The sequence below is a fragment of the Cryobacterium sp. TMT1-3 genome, assembly GCF_004402315.1.
Lineage (GTDB): Bacteria > Actinomycetota > Actinomycetes > Actinomycetales > Microbacteriaceae > Cryobacterium > Cryobacterium luteum.
Window position 1 is genome coordinate 37,991 of record NZ_SOFW01000008.1, and the last position, 17,712, is coordinate 55,702.

Annotated in this window: 16 protein-coding genes; 10 read left to right on the forward strand and 6 right to left on the reverse strand. The window is 67.5% G+C overall.

What is annotated here, in order from left to right; translation table 11 throughout:
* Positions 1-11: 11 nt before the first annotated feature.
* The 4 genes from E3O25_RS03510 to E3O25_RS03525 form a co-directional block, all read right to left on the reverse strand.
* Positions 12-965 (reverse strand): respiratory chain complex I subunit 1 family protein, encoded by a 954-nt coding sequence (locus E3O25_RS03510; RefSeq protein WP_092112159.1) that lies wholly within the window; start codon positions 963-965, stop codon positions 12-14.
* Positions 962-2,977: a proton-conducting transporter membrane subunit gene (locus E3O25_RS03515; RefSeq protein WP_092112161.1), complete on the reverse strand. Its 2,016-nt coding sequence runs from the start codon at positions 2,975-2,977 to the stop codon at positions 962-964. Before E3O25_RS03515 ends, E3O25_RS03510 begins: the two co-directional genes overlap by 4 nt.
* The gene (locus tag E3O25_RS03520) at positions 2,974-3,459 is read right to left on the reverse strand and encodes an NADH-quinone oxidoreductase subunit B family protein (RefSeq protein ID WP_092112163.1); all 486 of its coding nucleotides are present in this window, start codon (positions 3,457-3,459) and stop codon (positions 2,974-2,976) included. The genes E3O25_RS03515 and E3O25_RS03520 overlap by 4 nt, the downstream gene beginning before the upstream one ends.
* Positions 3,460-3,641: 182 nt before the next feature.
* Positions 3,642-4,106, reverse strand: a complete 465-nt coding sequence (locus tag E3O25_RS03525) for an Lrp/AsnC family transcriptional regulator (protein ID WP_092112165.1) — start codon at positions 4,104-4,106, stop codon at positions 3,642-3,644.
* A 131-nt stretch (positions 4,107-4,237) separates the two neighbouring features.
* Here E3O25_RS03525 and pdhA point away from each other — a divergent pair, with 131 nt between their 5' ends.
* From pdhA to E3O25_RS03545, 4 genes are all read left to right on the forward strand, one after another.
* Positions 4,238-5,338 (forward strand): pyruvate dehydrogenase (acetyl-transferring) E1 component subunit alpha, encoded by a 1,101-nt coding sequence (gene pdhA / locus E3O25_RS03530; RefSeq protein WP_134360466.1) that lies wholly within the window; start codon positions 4,238-4,240, stop codon positions 5,336-5,338.
* Positions 5,338-6,396, forward strand: coding sequence for an alpha-ketoacid dehydrogenase subunit beta (locus E3O25_RS03535; protein ID WP_370448715.1), 1,059 nt, complete (start codon positions 5,338-5,340; stop codon positions 6,394-6,396). Before pdhA ends, E3O25_RS03535 begins: the two co-directional genes overlap by 1 nt.
* On the forward strand, positions 6,393-7,913 hold the full coding sequence (locus tag E3O25_RS03540) for a dihydrolipoamide acetyltransferase family protein (RefSeq protein ID WP_134360467.1): 1,521 nt from the start codon (positions 6,393-6,395) through the stop codon (positions 7,911-7,913). The genes E3O25_RS03535 and E3O25_RS03540 overlap by 4 nt, the downstream gene beginning before the upstream one ends.
* A gap of 400 nt (positions 7,914-8,313) precedes the next feature.
* Positions 8,314-8,976, forward strand: a complete 663-nt coding sequence (locus tag E3O25_RS03545) for a VOC family protein (protein WP_134360468.1) — start codon at positions 8,314-8,316, stop codon at positions 8,974-8,976.
* Between the two features lie 4 nt (positions 8,977-8,980).
* Here E3O25_RS03545 and E3O25_RS03550 read toward each other — a convergent pair whose 3' ends face one another.
* Positions 8,981-9,880: a LysR family transcriptional regulator ArgP gene (locus E3O25_RS03550; protein WP_092112173.1), complete on the reverse strand. Its 900-nt coding sequence runs from the start codon at positions 9,878-9,880 to the stop codon at positions 8,981-8,983.
* A gap of 69 nt (positions 9,881-9,949) precedes the next feature.
* Between E3O25_RS03550 and E3O25_RS03555 the strand changes: the two genes are divergently transcribed.
* Positions 9,950-10,573, forward strand: coding sequence for a LysE/ArgO family amino acid transporter (locus E3O25_RS03555; protein WP_134360469.1), 624 nt, complete (start codon positions 9,950-9,952; stop codon positions 10,571-10,573).
* A gap of 1 nt (position 10,574) precedes the next feature.
* On the opposite strand, the gene E3O25_RS03560 is transcribed toward E3O25_RS03555, so the two are convergent.
* Complete coding sequence (locus E3O25_RS03560) at positions 10,575-11,177, reverse strand: TetR/AcrR family transcriptional regulator (protein WP_092112176.1); 603 nt, start codon at positions 11,175-11,177, stop codon at positions 10,575-10,577.
* Positions 11,178-11,256: 79 nt separating this feature from the next.
* Here E3O25_RS03560 and E3O25_RS03565 point away from each other — a divergent pair, with 79 nt between their 5' ends.
* The 5 genes from E3O25_RS03565 (at position 11,257) to E3O25_RS03585 (ending at position 17,578) form a co-directional block, all read left to right on the forward strand.
* Positions 11,257-12,864: a carboxyl transferase domain-containing protein gene (locus tag E3O25_RS03565; protein ID WP_134360470.1), complete on the forward strand. Its 1,608-nt coding sequence runs from the start codon at positions 11,257-11,259 to the stop codon at positions 12,862-12,864.
* A gap of 4 nt (positions 12,865-12,868) precedes the next feature.
* Positions 12,869-14,899: a biotin carboxylase N-terminal domain-containing protein gene (locus E3O25_RS03570; RefSeq protein ID WP_092112180.1), complete on the forward strand. Its 2,031-nt coding sequence runs from the start codon at positions 12,869-12,871 to the stop codon at positions 14,897-14,899.
* On the forward strand, positions 14,896-16,062 hold the full coding sequence (locus tag E3O25_RS03575) for an acyl-CoA dehydrogenase family protein (RefSeq protein ID WP_092112182.1): 1,167 nt from the start codon (positions 14,896-14,898) through the stop codon (positions 16,060-16,062). Before E3O25_RS03570 ends, E3O25_RS03575 begins: the two co-directional genes overlap by 4 nt.
* Positions 16,063-16,091: 29 nt before the next feature.
* Complete coding sequence (locus tag E3O25_RS03580; protein ID WP_092112183.1) at positions 16,092-16,598, forward strand: MaoC family dehydratase; 507 nt, start codon at positions 16,092-16,094, stop codon at positions 16,596-16,598.
* A gap of 197 nt (positions 16,599-16,795) precedes the next feature.
* Positions 16,796-17,578, forward strand: coding sequence for a CoA ester lyase (locus E3O25_RS03585; RefSeq protein ID WP_092112194.1), 783 nt, complete (start codon positions 16,796-16,798; stop codon positions 17,576-17,578).
* The last annotated feature ends 134 nt before the right edge of the window (positions 17,579-17,712 follow it).

The following is a 17,712-nucleotide window of genomic DNA, read 5'->3' on the forward strand; positions in this document are numbered from 1 at the left end:
ACGGATGCTCCTCAGGCGACCAGGTAGGAGGCGGTGACGGCCAGGAAGGCGAGGGCGAAGGAACCAGCGAGCAGCTCGGGCACCTGGAACAGGCGCACCTTGGCCAAAAAGATCTCGCCGACGCTCAGCAGCACACCGAGCACGAGCACCTTCACGGCGATGCTGACAACGCCGACGGCCAGGGCGAGGGCGCTGAACTCGGTGACGACGCCCCACGGCACGACCAGGTTGCTGACCAGGCCGAGCAGGGCAGCGAGCTTCAGCCAGGAGCCGACTTCGAGCCAGGCCAGATCGCGGCCGCTCGCTTCCAGGGTCATTGCCTCGTGCAGCATGGTCAGTTCGAGGTGGGTGCCCGGGTTGTCGATCGGTAGGCGGGCGGTTTCGGCCATGATCGCGATCGACAGGGCCACGAGGGCGAGCACGCTGACCGGCGAGATGATGACCGCGGGGGAGAACAGCCTGGTTTCGACAATGGCCGAGATGGTGCTCGTTTGGGCGGGAATCGAGAGGGCGTAGACCGCGAGCAGCAGGGTCGGTTCGACGAGTGCGGCGACGGTCATGTGCCGGCTGGACCCCATGCCGCCGAACGCTGTTCCACCGTCGAGTCCGACCAACGCCAGTGCGACGACGCCGATCAACATGACGGAGACGATGACGAACAGGTCGCTCGGAATGGACGGGAACGGGATGGTGCCCACGAGGGGCAGCAGTACGCAGAGCAGCAGGCTCGAGACCATCAGAGCCACCGGTCCGGCCGTGAGCATCCAGCTGCTGCCTTCGGCACGCACCGGGTTCTTCGCCAGCAGCTTGCGCACGTCACGCCAGGGCTGCCAGATTCCGGCACCGGCACGGCCCTCGATGGTGGCCCGTACCTGGCGGATCACGCCCATGAGCAGTGGGGCGAGAAAGACGAACAGCACAACCTGCACGAAGGCGATGATGATGGCGCTCAGCGTGGCGTTCATAGCGAGACCACAATCAGGACGATCAGAAGGGCGACGAAGGAGTAGGAAAGATACCGGTGGATGCTGCCGTTGGCGACCTGCCGCACGACGATTCCATAGCGTTGGAACAGGTTGAGCACCGGACGGTACAGCCGGGTTTCGAAGACGTCAGAGACACGTTGTTCCACCTGTACCCGTTCCACCAGGTAGCGCGACTCTGCCACGTGGGTGACCTGCACGTCGCGCGACGGCCTGAGCACGTCGTCGAAGACCCGCACGAGCGGTTCGGCGTAGGAGGTGGCGGTGTACTGCATGCGCGGGCGCGCCCGGGAGCCGCCGCCGCCCCAGGGCAGGTCGACGGTGCGGTGCGGATGCCGACGGGCCGAAACGATGATCGACACGATCACCGGGATGGCGACGAGAGCGGAGAGCACGACGAGCATGATCGGGTCGAGCACCGCGCCGATGCCCGGCAGGGACACCCCGCCGAGGCCGACCGACTGTACGGCGGCTGTCGGGTTCGGGCTGACCGTGTGCGCCACGAGCGCGGCTACCGGGCCGGGGAGCAGCCCGAGGGCCAGCACGGAGAGTGCGCCGAGGGCGAGAGCGAGCTGCATGAGCGGCGGCACCTCATGGGCATCCGCTGCTGCAGTGCTGCGCGGGCGGGCGAGAAAGGCGATGCCGTACGCCTTGACGAAGGTGAGCAGCGCGAGGCCGGCGGTGAGGGCGATCACGGCGACGGCGAGGGGCATGGCAACGGATGCCGCGACCGAGACGACCGCTCCGTCAAGGCGGCCGCCGTGGATGAGCGACTGGAGCAGCATCCACTCGGCGACGAAGCCGCTCGTGATCGGGATGGCGGCCGCGCCGAGGCTGGCCACGCCGAACGCGGCGGCGGTCACCGGCATGCGGGCGCCGAGCCCGCCGAGCCGGTCGAGGTTACGCTCCCCGGTGGCGTGGATGATGGCGCCGGCACCGAGGAACAGGGTTGATTTGAACGCGGCGTGGCTGACGGCGAGCAGCAGGGCGGCGACGAGCGCGGCATCCGCTGCCGCTGTGGCGTCGTAGCCGCGCAGCAGCATACTCGCGCCGAGTCCGAGAAAGACCAGGCCCATGTTTTCGGTGGTCGAGTACGCGAGCAGCACCTTGAGATCGCTCGAGACGGAGGCCTGCAGAATGCCGTAGAGAGCGGAGGCGCCGCCGATGAGCATGATCGCGATGCCCCACCAGGCCGGGCCGTCGGGCAGCAGGCGCACGCACACCAGCAGGCCGCCGTAAACGCCGACCTTGACCATGGCGCCGCTCATCGCGGCCGACACGTGGCTCGGCGCCTCGGGCAGCACCCGGGGCACCCAGACGTGCAGCGGCACGAGTTCGGCCTTACCGCCGAAACCGAGCAGGAACAGCACGAAGGCCACATTGGCTGGCCAGGAACCCGATTCGATCTGCAGGTTGGCGAAGCTCGTACCGCCCGACGCTGCGGCGAGCACGGCGAATCCGGCCAAAATGAAGAAGAAGCTCAGCTGCGACATGGCGGAGTACCAGATTCCGGCCGAGGCAACGCTGGCGCGGCTGGCGTGGTCGGCCAGCAGCAGCACGGTGGAGCCGAGCGTCATGATCTCCCAGGCCAACAGGAACGACACCGAGTCGGTCGCGGCCGGAACGAGCTGCATCCCCACGAGGAACACCGGCATGGCCACCCAGGCCGTGCGACTCGCATCGGGCCCGCGGGTGGAACTCATCGAGTACAGCGACACGAGAATGCCGACCCCGGAGACCACGAGCATGAACAGGCCGCCGAGGCGATCGGGGGCCAGCAGCAGCGGGTCCATCGGCAGAGCGATCGGAATGAGCAGACCGCCGGTGGCGCCGAGCAGGGCGGCGAGGCCGGTGACGAAACCGGTCACGGCGATGAGGGTGCAGAGGATGCCGCCCGCCCGCGACCGCAGGGACGGTGCCGCCATAAGGGCGCTCACCACGGCCAGCGCGCCGAGGCCGAGTTGCAGGAGCAGGCCGGCTCCGATGCCGGTCATCGGCCGGTCATCCGGCGCAGCGCCCGCACAATGTCGGCCGGTTCCGGCGGACTGCCCGGAACCTCGATGTCGACGTGCACGAAGTCAGACACCGGCCCCATGATGCCGTAACCGTCGCGAAAGGGGCCGCCGTGCAGGGCGCAGTCACCGACCGCGATCACGAACCGGGGGGTAGGGGTGGCTTCGATCGTGCGGCGTAGCGGCTCGGCCATGTTGCGGGTCACACTGCCAACGATGAGCAGCACGTCAGCGTGCCGGGGTGACGGCACCAGCCGCGCGCCATAGCGTTCCACGTCGTAGACCGGTCCGAACGCGGCCGAGACTTCGAGGGCACAGTCGTTGCAGCCGCCGGCGTTGATGAAACGTACCTGCACGCTGCCGCCGAAGACCTCGGCTCCGTCAAACATCGGTGGTGCGGATGGTGCCGGTTCGGCGATGCGTGCGCCGTGACGAATGAGGGTGGCCAATCGCAGGAAACTCATACGAGTCCCCGGTGTGCATGCATGTTCACGAAGCTGGTGCCTTCTGTGGGGAGCGCGAAAGTCGAAGGTGTCGGGCAGGCGACGGATTTTGCGGTGCGTCTGGTTGAGTGCAAGACTACCAGCGCAAATAACTTCATTACTTCTTTATATAACTATATGAAGACTTTAGCAAATAGATGGTGTTAGCCACGGCGGTCGAGCAACGGGGTGAGACGGTAGGGGATGACCTCGCCCATCGCGAGCGAGGTCTCGGTGCGTTCCACCCCGTCGCAGGCGAGGATCGTGCCGTCGATGCGGAACAGGTCGGCGGCATCCGTGCACACCACCCGCACGAGCAGATCGGCCTGCCCGCTCATGCCGTGCGCCTGCACGATCTCGGGGATCAAAGCGAGGTCGATCACGATCTGGGCGAGCCGCTTCTGCTGCACGTGCACCTCAATGAAGGCGGTCAGCGGGTAGCCGAGCGCGGCCGGATTGATGCGGCGATCGAAGCCGAGAAAGGCGCCCGAATCTTCCAACCGCTTCATGCGGGCCTGCACGGTATTGCGAGACAGGCCCAGCGTATCGGCGAGCGCGACGAAGGTGCTGCGCGGGTCGGCGGAGAGCGCCTGAAGGAGCTGTGTATCGGTCTTGTCGAGGCTGTACATAGTGCAAAACATTAACACGGTCTGACGCGCCTGAATAGGGCACTCTGCTCACTATTTTTGGCAGTGGTTGTGCTGCCTGTCGGGTCGACATAGGCTCACGTCAACTTTAGCAATGACGCTCGGAGCGACCCATGATTGATTCCTCCCCCCGGCCGGTGCAACTCCTCTCGCCCGATGGCGAGCGGATGCCCGCCGGCGACTTCGACCCGTGGGTCGAAGATCTCGACGGCCCCGCCCTGCTCGCCCTCTACCGTGACCTCGTTGTGGTGCGCCGCATCGACACCGAGGCGACCGCCCTGCAACGTCAGGGCGAACTCGGCCTGTGGCCGCCGCTGCTCGGCCAGGAAGCCGCCCAGGTCGGTTCGGCCCGTGCGCTGCGCAGCGACGACTTCGTCTTTCCGAGCTACCGCGAGAACGCGGTCGCCTACTGCCGCGGAGTCAACCTCACCGACATCGTCACAGTCTGGCGCGGCAACGCTCAATCCGGATGGGACCCGTACACCGTGAACGTGGCCACCCCGGCGATCATCATCGGCGCGCAGACCCTGCACGCCACCGGCTGGGCACTCGGCGCCCAGCGCGACGACGTCGACTCGGTCGCCATCACCTATTTCGGCGACGGCGCCACGAGCGAGGGCGATGTCAATGAAGCCATGGTCTTCGCCGCGAGCTTCCAGGCCCCGGTGGTCTTCTTCTGCCAGAACAACCACTGGGCCATCTCCGAACCGGTCGGCGTGCAGGCCCACCGCAACATCGCCGATCGCGCTCCGGGCTTTGGCATTCCAAGCCTCCGCATCGACGGTAACGACGTGATAGCGGTGCTGGCGGCCACCCGCATCGCCCTCGACCGGGCCCGCACCGGCGGTGGCCCCACCTTCATCGAAGCCGTCACCTACCGCATGGGGCCGCACACCACAGCGGATGACCCCACCCGCTACCGCGATCCCGCCGAACTCGCCGAGTGGAAGACGCGGGACCCGCTACTGCGCCTGCATCGCCTGTTGACGGCGCTCGGTGAGATCACCCCCGAGGTCGAGGCGGCCACCCAGGCCCTCGCCGATGCCGCGGCGGTCGAACTGCGCGCCGGCTGCATCGGCATGCCCGACCCCGAACCGCTGAGCGTGTTCGACCATGTCTATGCCACCCCCAATGCCACCCTCGAGCGCCAGCGCACCGACTACGCCGGCTACCTCACGAGCTTCGATAGCTCCGAACAGAACCCAAAGGCGTGATGACCATGACCACCCTGATGACTCCCGCCGCGGTCTCGACCCTTCCCGGCCTCACCGCCCCGGCCCCCACCCCGCTGACGCAGACCACGACCCTCACCCTGGGCAAGGCGATCAACGAAGGCCTGCGCCAGGCCATGCTCGACGACCCCAAGGTCGTGCTGCTCGGCGAAGACATCGGTGCCCTCGGCGGTGTCTTTCGGGTGACCAGCGACCTGCTCGCCCAGTTCGGCGCTCGCCGGGTTATCGACACGCCGCTCGCGGAATCCGCCATCATCGGCACCGCCGTCGGTCTCGCCTACCGCGGATACCGCCCGGTCTGCGAGATCCAGTTCGACGGCTTCATCTTTCCCGCCTTCGACCAAATCGTCAGTCAGGTCGCCAAGTTCCACTACCGCACCCAGGGCGCCGTGCGCATGCCGATCACCATCCGGGTGCCGTTCGGCGGCGGCATCGGAGCGGCCGAGCACCACTCGGAATCACCGGAAGCATACTTTACCCACACCTCCGGCCTGCGCGTGATCGCTGTCTCCAACGCCCAGGATGCCTACAGCCTTATTCGGCAGGCCATAGCGAGCGACGACCCGGTGCTGTACTTCGAGCCAAAGCGTCGATACCACGTCAAGGGGGAGGTGGTGCCGGAGATCGGCGCTCCGATGGAGCAGGCCGTCGTCGTTTGCCCGGGAAGGGATGTCACGCTCCTCACCTATGGCGCGCTCGTGTCCACCGCGCGGGAGGCGGCGCTCGCCGCCTTCGACGAAGGCGTGTCGATCGAGGTCATCGACCTGCGGTCACTGTCACCGGTGGACTACGCGGTTGTGGAGGCATCCGTTCGGAAAACCGGGCGGCTGGTCGTGACGCACGAGGCGGCCCAGTCGGGCGGACTGGGCGGCGAGATCATCGCGACCGTTACCGAACGCTGCTTCAGCTACCTGGAATCCGCGCCGGTGCGGGTGACCGGCTTCGATGTGCCCTATCCGCCGGCCAAGCTCGAAAGCCACCACCTGCCCGACCTCGACCGCATTCTTGACGGCGTCGACCGGGTCATGGGGCGACGATGATCAAGGTGTTCAAGCTGCCCGACCTCGGTGAGGGGCTCACCGAGAGCGAGATCGTGGCCTGGCTGGTGGCGCCCGGCGACGAGGTCACCCTCAACCAACACATTGCCGACGTGGAAACGGCCAAGGCCGTCGTTGAACTGCCGAGCCCGTTCGCCGGAGTGGTGCGCGTGCTGCACCAGCCGGCCGGGGTGGTCGTGCACGTCGGCGACCCGATCGTCTCCTTCGATATCGGCGGCGAGCCTGACCCGTTATCGACAGCGGATGTTGCCGCGCCTGCCGCCGCCGCTACCGAGCAGCGCGAGGCGAATCTGGTCGGCTACGGCCCGGCTGTGGAACGCGGCGGTCATCCCCAGCGCCGAGCGCGTGCGGGCAGTGGCCCGGCGGCCGTGGCCGGCCGGCCGGCGTCCGATCAGGCTATTGGCGAGAAAGCTGCTCCCGCTGACCATGTACCATCCGCCGCACCGCCTGCAGCCGCGCTGGCCGCGGCAGACCGGGTGATGCCCGACGCGGCATCCGTCGATCAGCCCGCCGCTGCATCCACTGCGCTTGGTGTTGCATTAGTGGGGGAGCGCCCGCGCTCGACGCCGCCGGTGCGCGCCCTGGCCCGCGACCTCGGCATCGATCTCACCACGGTCACCGGAACCGGGCGCGACGGCCTGATTACCCGGGACGACGTACGCGCCCACCTCACCCGTTCCGTGCCGGTGCCGGTGCCGGTGCCGGTGCCAGTGCCACAGACGATGCCGCAAGTCCCCTCGGGTGCGCTGCCCGGCTCCCCAGCCGGAATTCAGGCCGCAACGCCGGCCGGAGCGTTCGAGCGCGAAACGCGCACGCCGATCAGGAGCCTGCGCAAACTCACCGCTGCGGCCATGGTGCACAGCGCCTTCACAGCGCCGCACGTGACCGAGTTCCTCACCATCGACGTCACGCCCACCCTCGAACTGCTCGATTCCCTGCGCGCTGACGGCCGGTTTGCCGACGCCGGCATCGGCATCCTCGCGGTGGTGGCTAAAGCGCTCTGCCTCGCCGTCGGCCGCACCCCCGCGGTCAACGCCCGCTGGGATGAGCCGGCCGGCGAAATCGTGCAGTTTCATCACGTGAACCTCGGCATTGCAGCGGCCACCCCGCGCGGCCTGCTCGTGCCGAACATCGTCGACGCTGACCGCCTCGATCTGCGCGGTCTCGCCGCCGCGCTCGCCGCACTCACCACGGCTGCCAGGGCCGGAACGACCACCCCGGCGGCGCTGGCCGGCGGAACGATCACTATCACCAATATCGGCGTGTTCGGCATCGACGCCGGCACGCCCATCCTCAACCCGGGGGAGGCGGCGATCCTCGCGCTGGGCGCCATCCGCTCCCAGCCGTGGGAGTATCGCGGGCAGGTCGCGCTGCGCAAGGTGCTCACCCTCAGCCTGTCATTCGACCACCGTCTGGTCGACGGCGAGCAGGGTTCCCGCTTTCTCGCCGACATCGCCACCATCCTGGCCGACCCGGCCCGCGTGCTGACCATGGTCTAACCTCGCCGGTGCCGTGACGGCAACCCCCACACAGCCTTCTCTGCCTCGGATCATGTCTTGGTGGCGTGTGCCTGGTGGCTAATTCAGGAAATCCTCTCCGTGACAGGTGTCTTCGGGCTGTTTTCAGCTCTCCTCGCGGCGGTTTTCCTGAATCGGCCACGCAACGGGCCGGCAATTCTGCCGGTGACCTGACAGCAATTCAGGCCGCGGATCGCGTCCTGGTGACGTGTGCTTGGTGGCTAATTCAGGAGATCCTCTCCGAGACCGGTGTCTTTCGGGCTGTTTCGGCCCTCCTCTCGGCGGTTTTCCTGAATTAGCCACGCAACCGGTCGGCAACTCGTTGGAGTTATGCACGACGCGGGCGGTTGACCGGGGTACGACGGCGGAGGACAGTGGAGGCATGAACGCTCACGGTGCACTGCTCGCCCCTTATTCGACAAAGAAGCAGCTGGCGGGCACCGCTTTCGTGCACCTCGACGGATGCCTGCACGCCACGTTTCGCACCACAGACTTCGCGTCAGCTCTCGAACTGGTCAACCGGGTCGGCGCGGTCGCCGAAGAGCTGAATCACCACCCCGACGTGCGCCTGGGCTACGGGACGGTGTCGCTCGTGCTCACCTCGCACGACGCCGGGGGAGTGACCCTTCGCGATCTCGAGCTCGCGGCCCGAGTGCAGCAGATCGCCGACACCCTCGGCGCCACCGCGCGTTCCGCCCAGCCGGCTCGCTACGACATCGCGATCGACTGCACCGACGCGGATGCCGTGCGCCCGTTCTGGCGGGTCGGCCTCGGCTACATCGAGGTCGCCGGCGAGGATGGCATCGAATTGGTCGACCCGCGCGGACTGGCCCCGAAAGTATGGTTCCAACACATGGAGATCGCCCGCACCGCCCGCAACCGGATTCATCTCGATGTGTACGTGCCGAGCGACGATGCCGAAGACCGGGTCGCAGCCGTGCTCCTGTGCGGTGGTGTGTTGCTCACCGACGAGCACGCGCCCGACTGGTGGGTGCTCGCCGACGTTGAGGGCAACGAGCTCTGCGTCTGCACCGCCGCGTTCTGAGCCGTTAGAACGGGCGCAGCGTCGCCCGGGCTTCGGCCCGCACCGCTGCCGAGACGGCATCGAGCAGCGGCGAGGTGAGATTCCAGCGTTGCCAGAACAGCCCCACATCCACCGCCGACTCGGGGGCGAGATCGATCAATCGCCCGTCGGCGATCTCGGCGGCGCATTGCTGTTCCGGCAGCATGCCCCAGCCGAAGCCCAGCAAGATGGCCCGCACGAAGTCGTTCGACGTAGGAATGTAATGCACCGGCCCGCTGCTGCCCCTACCCATGCGTTCGCGCAGAAACGCCTCCTGCAGGTCATCATTGCGTTCAAAGGCCACGACTGGCGCGACGGTCAGGCCAGTCAGGCCGGCGCCCGCCGGCAGCCAGCGGGTGATGAACCCGGGCGTGGCGACCGCGTGATACCGCATCTGGCCGAGCGGCTCGGTGACGCAACCCTGCATGGCCTCGCGCGTGGACGTGACCGCGGCCATGACCGTTCCTGCACGCAACAGATTCGTTGTGTGTTCCTGGTCTTCCCGATGCAGGTCAAAGGCCACGCCGAGGCTCTCCCCGAGCCCGGCGAGGGCATCGAGAAACCAAGTGGCGAGGCTGTCCGCGTTCACGGCGAGAGACACGAGGAATGCGTCTCCGTCGGAGCGACCCTGCTGCAACTCGCGCACGGTATCGGCTTCGAGCAGCTCCACCTGGCGCGCATACCGTAGCAGCACGTTGCCGGCGTCGGTGAGGCGCACCGGCGTCGTGCGTTGCACCAACACCCGCCCGCAGGTTTGTTCTATCGCTTTTACGCGCTGGGAAATCGCGGACGGCGTCACGTGCAGTCGGGCGGCGGCTGCGTCGAACGAGCCCTCGTTGACGAGCGCCAGCAGGGTGGCGAGCTGTTCGAGGGTGAATCGCTGCATTAGGTCAGCTTATCCAACTTAAGAAACAATAGCTGTACTGAACAGGCTCGAGCACCTAGCGTTGCACGGGTGACCTCCACTCTTCTGCCGGCCCTGCTGGGCCTCGCCACCGGGCTCTCCCTCATCATGGCGATCGGGTCGCAGAATGCGTTCGTGCTGCGCCTCGGCATCGAGGGGCGCAACCGGGTCATCGTGCCGGTGGTCGTGATCTGCGCCCTGTCGGACGCCGTGCTCATTCTGGCCGGAGTGCTCGGCCTCGGGGTGGTCGTGGCCGCTGTGCCGGTGGCGATCATCGTGATACGCGTTCTAGGCTCCGCCTTTCTGATCATCTACGGCCTCGTCGCGGCCCGCCGGGCACTTCGCCCCGGCGTGCTCGTCGTGTCGGGCGTCGGGGTCACGACCGGAATTCGGGTCGCCGTCGCGAGTGCGCTCGCCCTCACCTGGCTGAATCCGCACGTCTACCTGGACACCGTGTTGTTCCTCGGCGCTGTCGCCAACCAGCAGGGCGCGGTAGAACGCTGGTGGTGGGCAGGAGGCGCCATCGCGGCCAGCTTCGTCTGGTTCTGTGCGCTCGGCTTCGGTGCCCGACTGCTGCGCCCGATGTTCGCCAAGCCGGCAGCGTGGCGAGTGCTCGATGCGGTGATCGCCGTGGTGATGATCGCCCTCGGCGTGCGCCTGGCTCTCGGGTCCTAGGTCAGACCTGAACGGGCAGGCCGAGGGCGGCGAGGGCCATCTCCTCGAGCAGGGCCTGCACGGCCGGCTGAGCCGCGGCGCGCGCGCTGTGCGGGGTCGAATTCAGGAGCCCGAAGGTGGCGTGCGCTCGAATGCGCAGCTGTCCCTCGTCGATCGCGGGATGAATGCGCTGCAGGACCCCCACCCAGAGTTCCACGTATTCGCGCTGCAGTGCCCGAACCCGGTGTCGGTCCGGCTCTGCCAGGCTATCGAGATCGCGGTCCTGCACACGGATCACGTCGGGGTTCGCCAGGGCGAAGTTCACGTGAAAGCGCACGAGCCCCTGCACGGCGGCCACGGCATCCGTTGTCGCCGTGACGACCGACCGGCCCCCGATGATCAGATCCTCGCTCACGTCGATCAGCAGCGCGGCGAGCACGGCTGGCTTGCCGCTGAAATGGCGGTAGACCGCCGGTCCGCTCACCCCTACGGCCGCGCCGAGGTCCTCGATCGAGACACCGTTGAAGCCTGAGCGGGCAAACAGGGTGGCCGCCGCCGTAAGCAGGGCGGTGCGACGGTCGGCCTTCGCCTGGCTGCGCGGAGTGGTTCTCAAGATACTGGACATTTGAGTTAACACTAGCTATCCTAATTTGAGTTACCAATCATTAACTGTGATTGGCGCCAGTCAAAGGAGACAGTCGGCGATGCACGCACTCAGCAGTGAGCTCGACCCGAATGCTCCCGTCTTTCGCGCCAATGACAGCGCGCAGCGCGCCCTCGTCGCCGATCTTCGCTCCCGCCTCGCCTCGGCGGCGCTCGGCGGCCCCGAGACCTCAAGGCAGCGGCACGTGGCCCGCGGAAAACTCCTGCCGCGGGACCGCGTCGACCGGCTGCTCGATGACGGCAGCCCTTTTCTCGAAATCGCGCCGCTCGCCGCCACGGGCCTGTACCACGATGACAGCCCCGGTGCGGGAATCATCGCCGGAATCGGTCTCGTGCACAATCGGCCCGTGCTCGTCATCTGCAATGACGCCACGGTCAAAGGCGGCACCTACTATCCGCTCACCGTCAAGAAGCATCTGCGCGCCCAGGAAATCGCCCTCGAGAACCGGCTGCCCTGCGTCTACCTGGTCGACTCCGGCGGTGCCTTCCTGCCCCGGCAAGACGAGGTCTTTCCCGACCGTGACCACTTCGGCCGCATCTTCTACAACCAGGCACGGATGTCCGCAGCCCGCATTCCGCAGCTCGCCGCCGTGCTTGGTTCCTGCACCGCCGGCGGCGCTTACGTTCCGGCGATGAGCGACGAGACCGTGATCGTGCGGGGCCAGGGCACGATCTTTCTCGGAGGGCCGCCGCTGGTGAAGGCCGCGATCGGGGAGATTGTCTCGGCCGAGGAGCTCGGCGGCGGCGAGCTGCACTCCCGCATCTCCGGTGTCACCGACCACCTTGCCGAGAACGACGAACACGCCCTGCAGATTGTGCGCGACATCGTCGCGACCCTGCCCGCGCCCGGGCCGTCGGCCTGGCCGGTGCTGCCCGTGCGTGAACCGGCTGCGCCCATCGACGAGCTCTATGGCGCCGTGCCGGTCGACGTGCAGCAGCCCTACGATGTGCACGAGGTCATCGCCCGGCTCGTTGATGCGAGCGAATTCCACGAGTTCAAGCGGGAGTTCGGCGCCACCCTGGTCACCGGATTCGCCCGCCTGCACGGCCATCCGGTGGGCATCGTCGCCAACAACGGCATTCTGTTCTCCGAGTCGGCGCAGAAAGGCGCCCACTTCATTGAGCTGTGCGACCAGCGCGGCATCCCGTTGATCTTTCTGCAGAACATCTCGGGCTTCATGGTCGGCAAGGATGCCGAGGCCGGCGGCATCGCCCGGCACGGCGCCAAAATGGTCACCGCCGTCGCCACCACCCGCGTTCCCAAACTCACCGTTGTCATCGGCGGTTCATTCGGCGCCGGCAACTATTCCATGTGCGGCCGCGCCTACTCGCCGCGCTTCCTCTGGATGTGGCCGGGCAGCCGCATCTCGGTGATGGGCGGCCCGCAGGCATCAGCGGTGCTCGCGACCGTGAAACGCGAGCAGATCGAAGCGCGCGGTGACGAATGGTCGGCCGAGGCCGAAGCCGCGTTCAGGCAGCCGATCACCGACCAGTATGAGCAGCAGGGCAGCCCGTATTATTCCACCGCCCGGCTCTGGGACGATGGCGTCATCGATCCGGCCGATACCCGCACCGTGCTCGGCCTCGCCCTCGAGATTTGCGCCGCGGTGCCCCTGCCTGTCCCCGCCCTCGGCCTGTTTCGGATGTGAACCGATGACCACTCTCTTCGATATTGTGCTGGTCGCCAATCGCGGCGAGATCGCCTGCCGCATCCTGCGCACGCTGCGGGAGCGGGGCATCCGCTCCGTTGCGGTCTACAGCGACGCCGATCGCGGCGCCCGCCATGTTCAGCAAGCGGATGCCGCGGTGCGCATTGGACCCGCCGCCCCGGCCGAGAGCTACCTCAGCATCGACGCTATTCTGGCTGCTGCCGCGCAGACCGGCGCCCAGGCCATTCACCCGGGCTACGGGTTCCTCAGCGAAAATCAGGCCTTCGCGCGGGCCTGCGCCGACGCCGGCATCGTCTTCATCGGACCGAGCGTTAACGCGCTGGCCGTGATGGGCGACAAGATCCGTTCCAAGAACCACGTCGCCGGCTTCGGAGTGCCGATCATCCCCGGAATCGCACGGCCGGGGCTCAGCGACGAGCAGCTCACCCTGGCCGCCGCCGAGGTGGGGTACCCGTTGCTGATCAAACCCTCCGCCGGCGGCGGCGGCAAAGGCATGGAGATCGTCGAGAGCGCCGACCAACTTGCCGACGCCCTGCGCACCGCCCGTCGGGTTGCCGCGAACGCGTTCGGCGACGACACCCTCTTTCTGGAACGGCTCGTCTCCGCCCCCCGGCACATCGAGGTTCAGGTGCTCGCCGACAACTACGGCGCCGTCATCCACCTCGGCGAACGTGAGTGCTCGCTGCAGCGACGCCACCAGAAAGTCATCGAGGAAGCACCGTCACCGCTGCTCGACGCGGCCACCAGGGCACGCATCGGCGAGGCCGCCTGCGCGGCCGCCCGCAGCGTCGACTATCGCGGGGCCGGTACCGTCGAATTCCTGGTCGCCGCCGACGCTCCCGATGAGTTCTTTTTCATGGAGATGAACACCCGCCTGCAGGTCGAACACCCGGTCACCGAACTCGTCACCGGCGTCGACCTCGTTGACTGGCAGCTGCGCATCGCCGCGGGGGAGCCGCTCGGGCTCGCCCAGAGCGATATATGCCTGAATGGGCATGCAATCGAGGCCCGCGTCTATGCGGAGAACCCCACCCGCGACTTTCTGCCGATGACCGGCACGGTGCTGACCCTCCGCGAGGCCGTCGGCGACGGAATTCGCGTCGACAGCGCCCTACTGCCCGGCCTGCAGATCGGTGGTGCCTACGACCCGATGCTCGCCAAGGTCGTGGCCTGGGGTCCCGACCGGGCCACCGCCATCGCCCGCCTCGAGCGTGCCCTCGCCGACACCCTCGTGCTCGGGGTGCAGACCAACCTGGAATATCTCCGGCTGCTGCTGCACGAACCGATGGTTCGCGCCGGTCAGCTCGACACCGGGCTGATCGAACGCACCCTGCCGCATCTCGCCTTTCGGCAAGCCGACGACCACGTTCTGGCGGCAGCGGCCCTGCTGCTGCACGCCGACGCGAACGAAGCGGCCAGCTCGAGCTGGCAGCGGCCGAGCGGCTGGCGTCTGGGTGAGCACCGCCCCGCTCGGTACGAGCTCAAAGTGGGCCGCGCGATGGTGAGCGTGGCCGTTCTCGGGGAGCCGGGTGCAGCATCCGTTCGGGTCGGCGACGCTGCGTTGGCCGTCGGCAGATTTGCGCCGATCGACGCCGGGCGTGTGCGCGTGGAGTTCGCGGGAGAAACTCGCGTCTACGACCTGGCCCGCACCACCGGCCGGCTCTACCTCGGTCACGATGGCGTCGCCTTCGACCTCGGGCTGCCGAGCCGCGCCGAACACCTGGCCGAGCAGCTCGCCGGGCGGGACCGGGTGGCCGGCGCCCTGCAGCCCGAGGTGCGCTCCCCGATGCCGGGCACCGTTGTCGCGGTGCCGGTCACGAGCGGAGATCGCGTGATCGCCGGGCAGACCCTCGCCACCATCGAGGCGATGAAGATGGAGCACAAACTCGTGGCGCCCCACGCGGGAACCGTCACGATCAGCGTCGCCCCCGGCGAGCTCGTGTGCCTCGACCAGATCGTCGCAACTGTCACCCCCGATGCCACAACCACCCCAGACCAGGGAGATCCACAATGAGCTACGAACTCAGCCCCGCCCAGCAGGGCCTCAGCGACCAGGTGCGCGACTTCGCCGACACCGTCGTCGCGCCGGCCGCCTACGAGTACGACACCCTGCGCAGCCTGCCCTACGGCATCATCGACCAGATGGGCGAAATGGGGCTGTTCGGCCTGCCCTTCCCAAAAGAATACGGCGGCCAGGGCAGTGACTATTTCTCGCTCTGCCTCGCCGTCGAACAGCTCGGACGCGTCGACCAGAGCATCGCCGTCACCCTCGAGGCGGGCGTGGGCCTGGGCATCATGCCGGTGTACCGTCGCGGCACGGAACAGCAGAAGCAGGAGTGGGTGCCGCTGCTCGCGAGCGGCAAAGCCCTCTCCGCATTTGGCCTCACCGAAGCGGATGCCGGCTCCGACGCCGCCGGCACCAAGACCACCGCAGAACTCGTGGACGGCCACTGGGTGATCAACGGCAGCAAGCAGTTCATCACCAATTCCGGCACCGAGATCACCCGGCTGGTCACGGTCACCGCCGTCACCGGTCAGTCCACCCGCGGCGACGGTTCGATCAAAAAGGAACTCACCGCCATTCTGGTGCCGACGCCGGCACCCGGTTTCACGGTACTGCCCGCCTACGACAAGGTCGGCTGGCACACCTCCGACACGCATCCGCTGCTCTTCGACAACGTGCGCGTACCCGAAGCGAACCTGCTCGGTGAGCGTGGCCGCGGTTTCGCCAACTTCGTGCAGACCCTCGACGAGGGCCGCATCGCCTTCGCCGCACTGTGCGCCGGGGCGGCGCAGGGCTGCCTGGACGAGTCGGTGCGCTACGCGAAGAGCCGCAACGTGTTCGGTCGAGCCATCGGTTCCAACCAGCACATCGCCTTCAAGCTGGCCCGCATGCAGGCGCGCGCACACAGCGCCCGCCTCGCCTACTACGACGCGGCGCTGAAAATGATCAACGGCAAACCCTTCAAGATGGAGGCGTCGATCGCCAAGATGATCGGCAGCGAAGCGGCCATGGACAACGCCCGCGACGCCACCCAGATCTTCGGCGGTTACGGCTTTCTGAATGAAAACCCGGTCGCCCGGCACTATCGTGATTCCAAAGTGCTCGAACTGGGCGAGGGGACGACCGAAGTGCAACTCATGGTCATCGCCCGGTCGCTAGGGTTCGCTGCCTGACGCGGCACGACGAGACCGAGGAGAAGCGCATGCCCGAGGGCCCAGCCGCGTCGGCAGAGGAGCGAACCGTCATCGAACAACGCGGCCTCTACTTCGAAGAATTCGACCTCACAGCTCTCTATCAGCACCGGCCGGGCCGCACGGTGACCGAGGCCGACAACGTGCTGTTCACGACGATGACCATGAACACACAGGCCCTGCACCTCGATGCGGCGTGGTCGGCCACCCAGCCGTTCGGGGAACGCCTGGTCAACTCCATGTTCACCCTCTCGACCATGGTGGGCAGCTCCGTTGCGCAGCTGACCCAGGGCACGATCGTGGCGAATCTGGGGTTTTTGGCCGTGACCTTTCCGCATCCGCTGCATCACGGCGACACCCTCTACTCGGAGACCATCGTCACCGACAAGCGGCTGTCGACGAGTCGGCCGGGGCAGGGCATCATCACCCTGGAACATTCCGGCCGCAACCAGCACGGTGTCGTTGTCGGCACGGCCGTACGCACGGTGCTGGTCTGGTGCCAAGGGGCAGCGCAGTGAGCGGCCCGTTCGACGGCGGCCCGTTCGACGGCGGCCCGTTCGACGGCGGCCCGTTCGACGGCGACCCGTTCGAGCAGGGCTCCTTCGATTCGGGCCCGTTCGACGAGTTCGGTGAGCCGGCGGGCCCAGACCCGTTCGATGGCAGTCCGGCCGGGCTCAGCCCGTTCACACCGGCACCGTTCAGCCTCGGACCCGCGCTGTTGTTCTGCCCGGCCGACCGACCCGAACGCTACGTGAAGGCGATCGAGCGGGCCGATGCGGTCATCCTCGACCTCGAGGACGCCGTTGCGCCCGCCGATCGGGCGGCGGCGCGGCGGGCGCTGATCGAGCAACCGCTTGACCCGGCCCATACCATCGTGCGTATCAATCCGGCCGACACGGCCGATTTCGCCCTCGACCTGGCCGCCCTCGAACGCACGGACTACCGCGACGTCATGCTCGCCAAGACCATCAGTGCCGGCCAGGTGGAACGGCTCGCGGCGTATCGGGTGATCGCCCTGTGTGAGACCGCCGCCGGCGTGATCTCGGCCACGGAGATCGCCGCCGAACGCAACGTCGTCGCGCTCATGTGGGGCGCCGAAGATCTCGTCGCCTCCCTCGGCGGCACCTCCAGCCGGTTCGCCGACGGCCGCTACCGCGATGTCGCGCGCCAGGCCCGGTCGCTGGTGCTGCTCGCGGCCGGGGTACACGACAAGGCCGCCATTGATACGGTGCACCTCGACATCACCGACGCCGCGGGGCTGCACGACGAGGCAGCGGATGCCGTCGCGAGCGGCTTCACCGCGACCGCCTGCATCCACCCCAGCCAGGTCGCTGTCATTCGTGCGGCCTACCAGCCGACCGCCGCCGAGGTGGACTATGCCCTCGGACTGCTCGAGGCCGCAGCAAGTGCCCGCGGCGTCTTCCAGCACGAGGGTCGCATGGTCGACGGCCCGGTGCTGCGGCACGCGGAGGCCGTGTTGCGTCGGGCCGCGCGCTGAGCTGCGCCGGGCCCACCTTTGGAAACTGGGCCCATGATCTCTTGGGTTCTACTGGTCGTTGCAACACCCAGACTCTTGGGAGTTTGTATGACCACGTTAAACCCGACCAATGAGCCCTCGACCGACGAACAGAA

Coding starts and splice junctions, on each gene's coding strand:
- E3O25_RS03575 (WP_092112182.1), top strand. CDS start 14,896: ATGAGCTACGAACTCAGCCCCGCCCAGCAGGGCCTCAGCGACCAGGTG.
- E3O25_RS03525 (WP_092112165.1), bottom strand. CDS start 4,106: ATGTACAGCCTCGACAAGACCGATACACAGCTCCTTCAGGCGCTCTCC.
- E3O25_RS03515 (WP_092112161.1), bottom strand. CDS start 2,977: ATGACCGGCATCGGAGCCGGCCTGCTCCTGCAACTCGGCCTCGGCGCG.
- E3O25_RS03565 (WP_134360470.1), top strand. CDS start 11,257: ATGCACGCACTCAGCAGTGAGCTCGACCCGAATGCTCCCGTCTTTCGC.
- E3O25_RS03570 (WP_092112180.1), top strand. CDS start 12,869: ATGACCACTCTCTTCGATATTGTGCTGGTCGCCAATCGCGGCGAGATC.
- E3O25_RS03510 (WP_092112159.1), bottom strand. CDS start 965: ATGAACGCCACGCTGAGCGCCATCATCATCGCCTTCGTGCAGGTTGTG.
- E3O25_RS03560 (WP_092112176.1), bottom strand. CDS start 11,177: ATGTCCAGTATCTTGAGAACCACTCCGCGCAGCCAGGCGAAGGCCGAC.
- E3O25_RS03535 (WP_370448715.1), top strand. CDS start 5,338: ATGACCATGACCACCCTGATGACTCCCGCCGCGGTCTCGACCCTTCCC.
- E3O25_RS03520 (WP_092112163.1), bottom strand. CDS start 3,459: ATGAGTTTCCTGCGATTGGCCACCCTCATTCGTCACGGCGCACGCATC.
- E3O25_RS03545 (WP_134360468.1), top strand. CDS start 8,314: ATGAACGCTCACGGTGCACTGCTCGCCCCTTATTCGACAAAGAAGCAG.
- E3O25_RS03580 (WP_092112183.1), top strand. CDS start 16,092: ATGCCCGAGGGCCCAGCCGCGTCGGCAGAGGAGCGAACCGTCATCGAA.
- pdhA (WP_134360466.1), top strand. CDS start 4,238: ATGATTGATTCCTCCCCCCGGCCGGTGCAACTCCTCTCGCCCGATGGC.
- E3O25_RS03550 (WP_092112173.1), bottom strand. CDS start 9,880: ATGCAGCGATTCACCCTCGAACAGCTCGCCACCCTGCTGGCGCTCGTC.
- E3O25_RS03540 (WP_134360467.1), top strand. CDS start 6,393: ATGATCAAGGTGTTCAAGCTGCCCGACCTCGGTGAGGGGCTCACCGAG.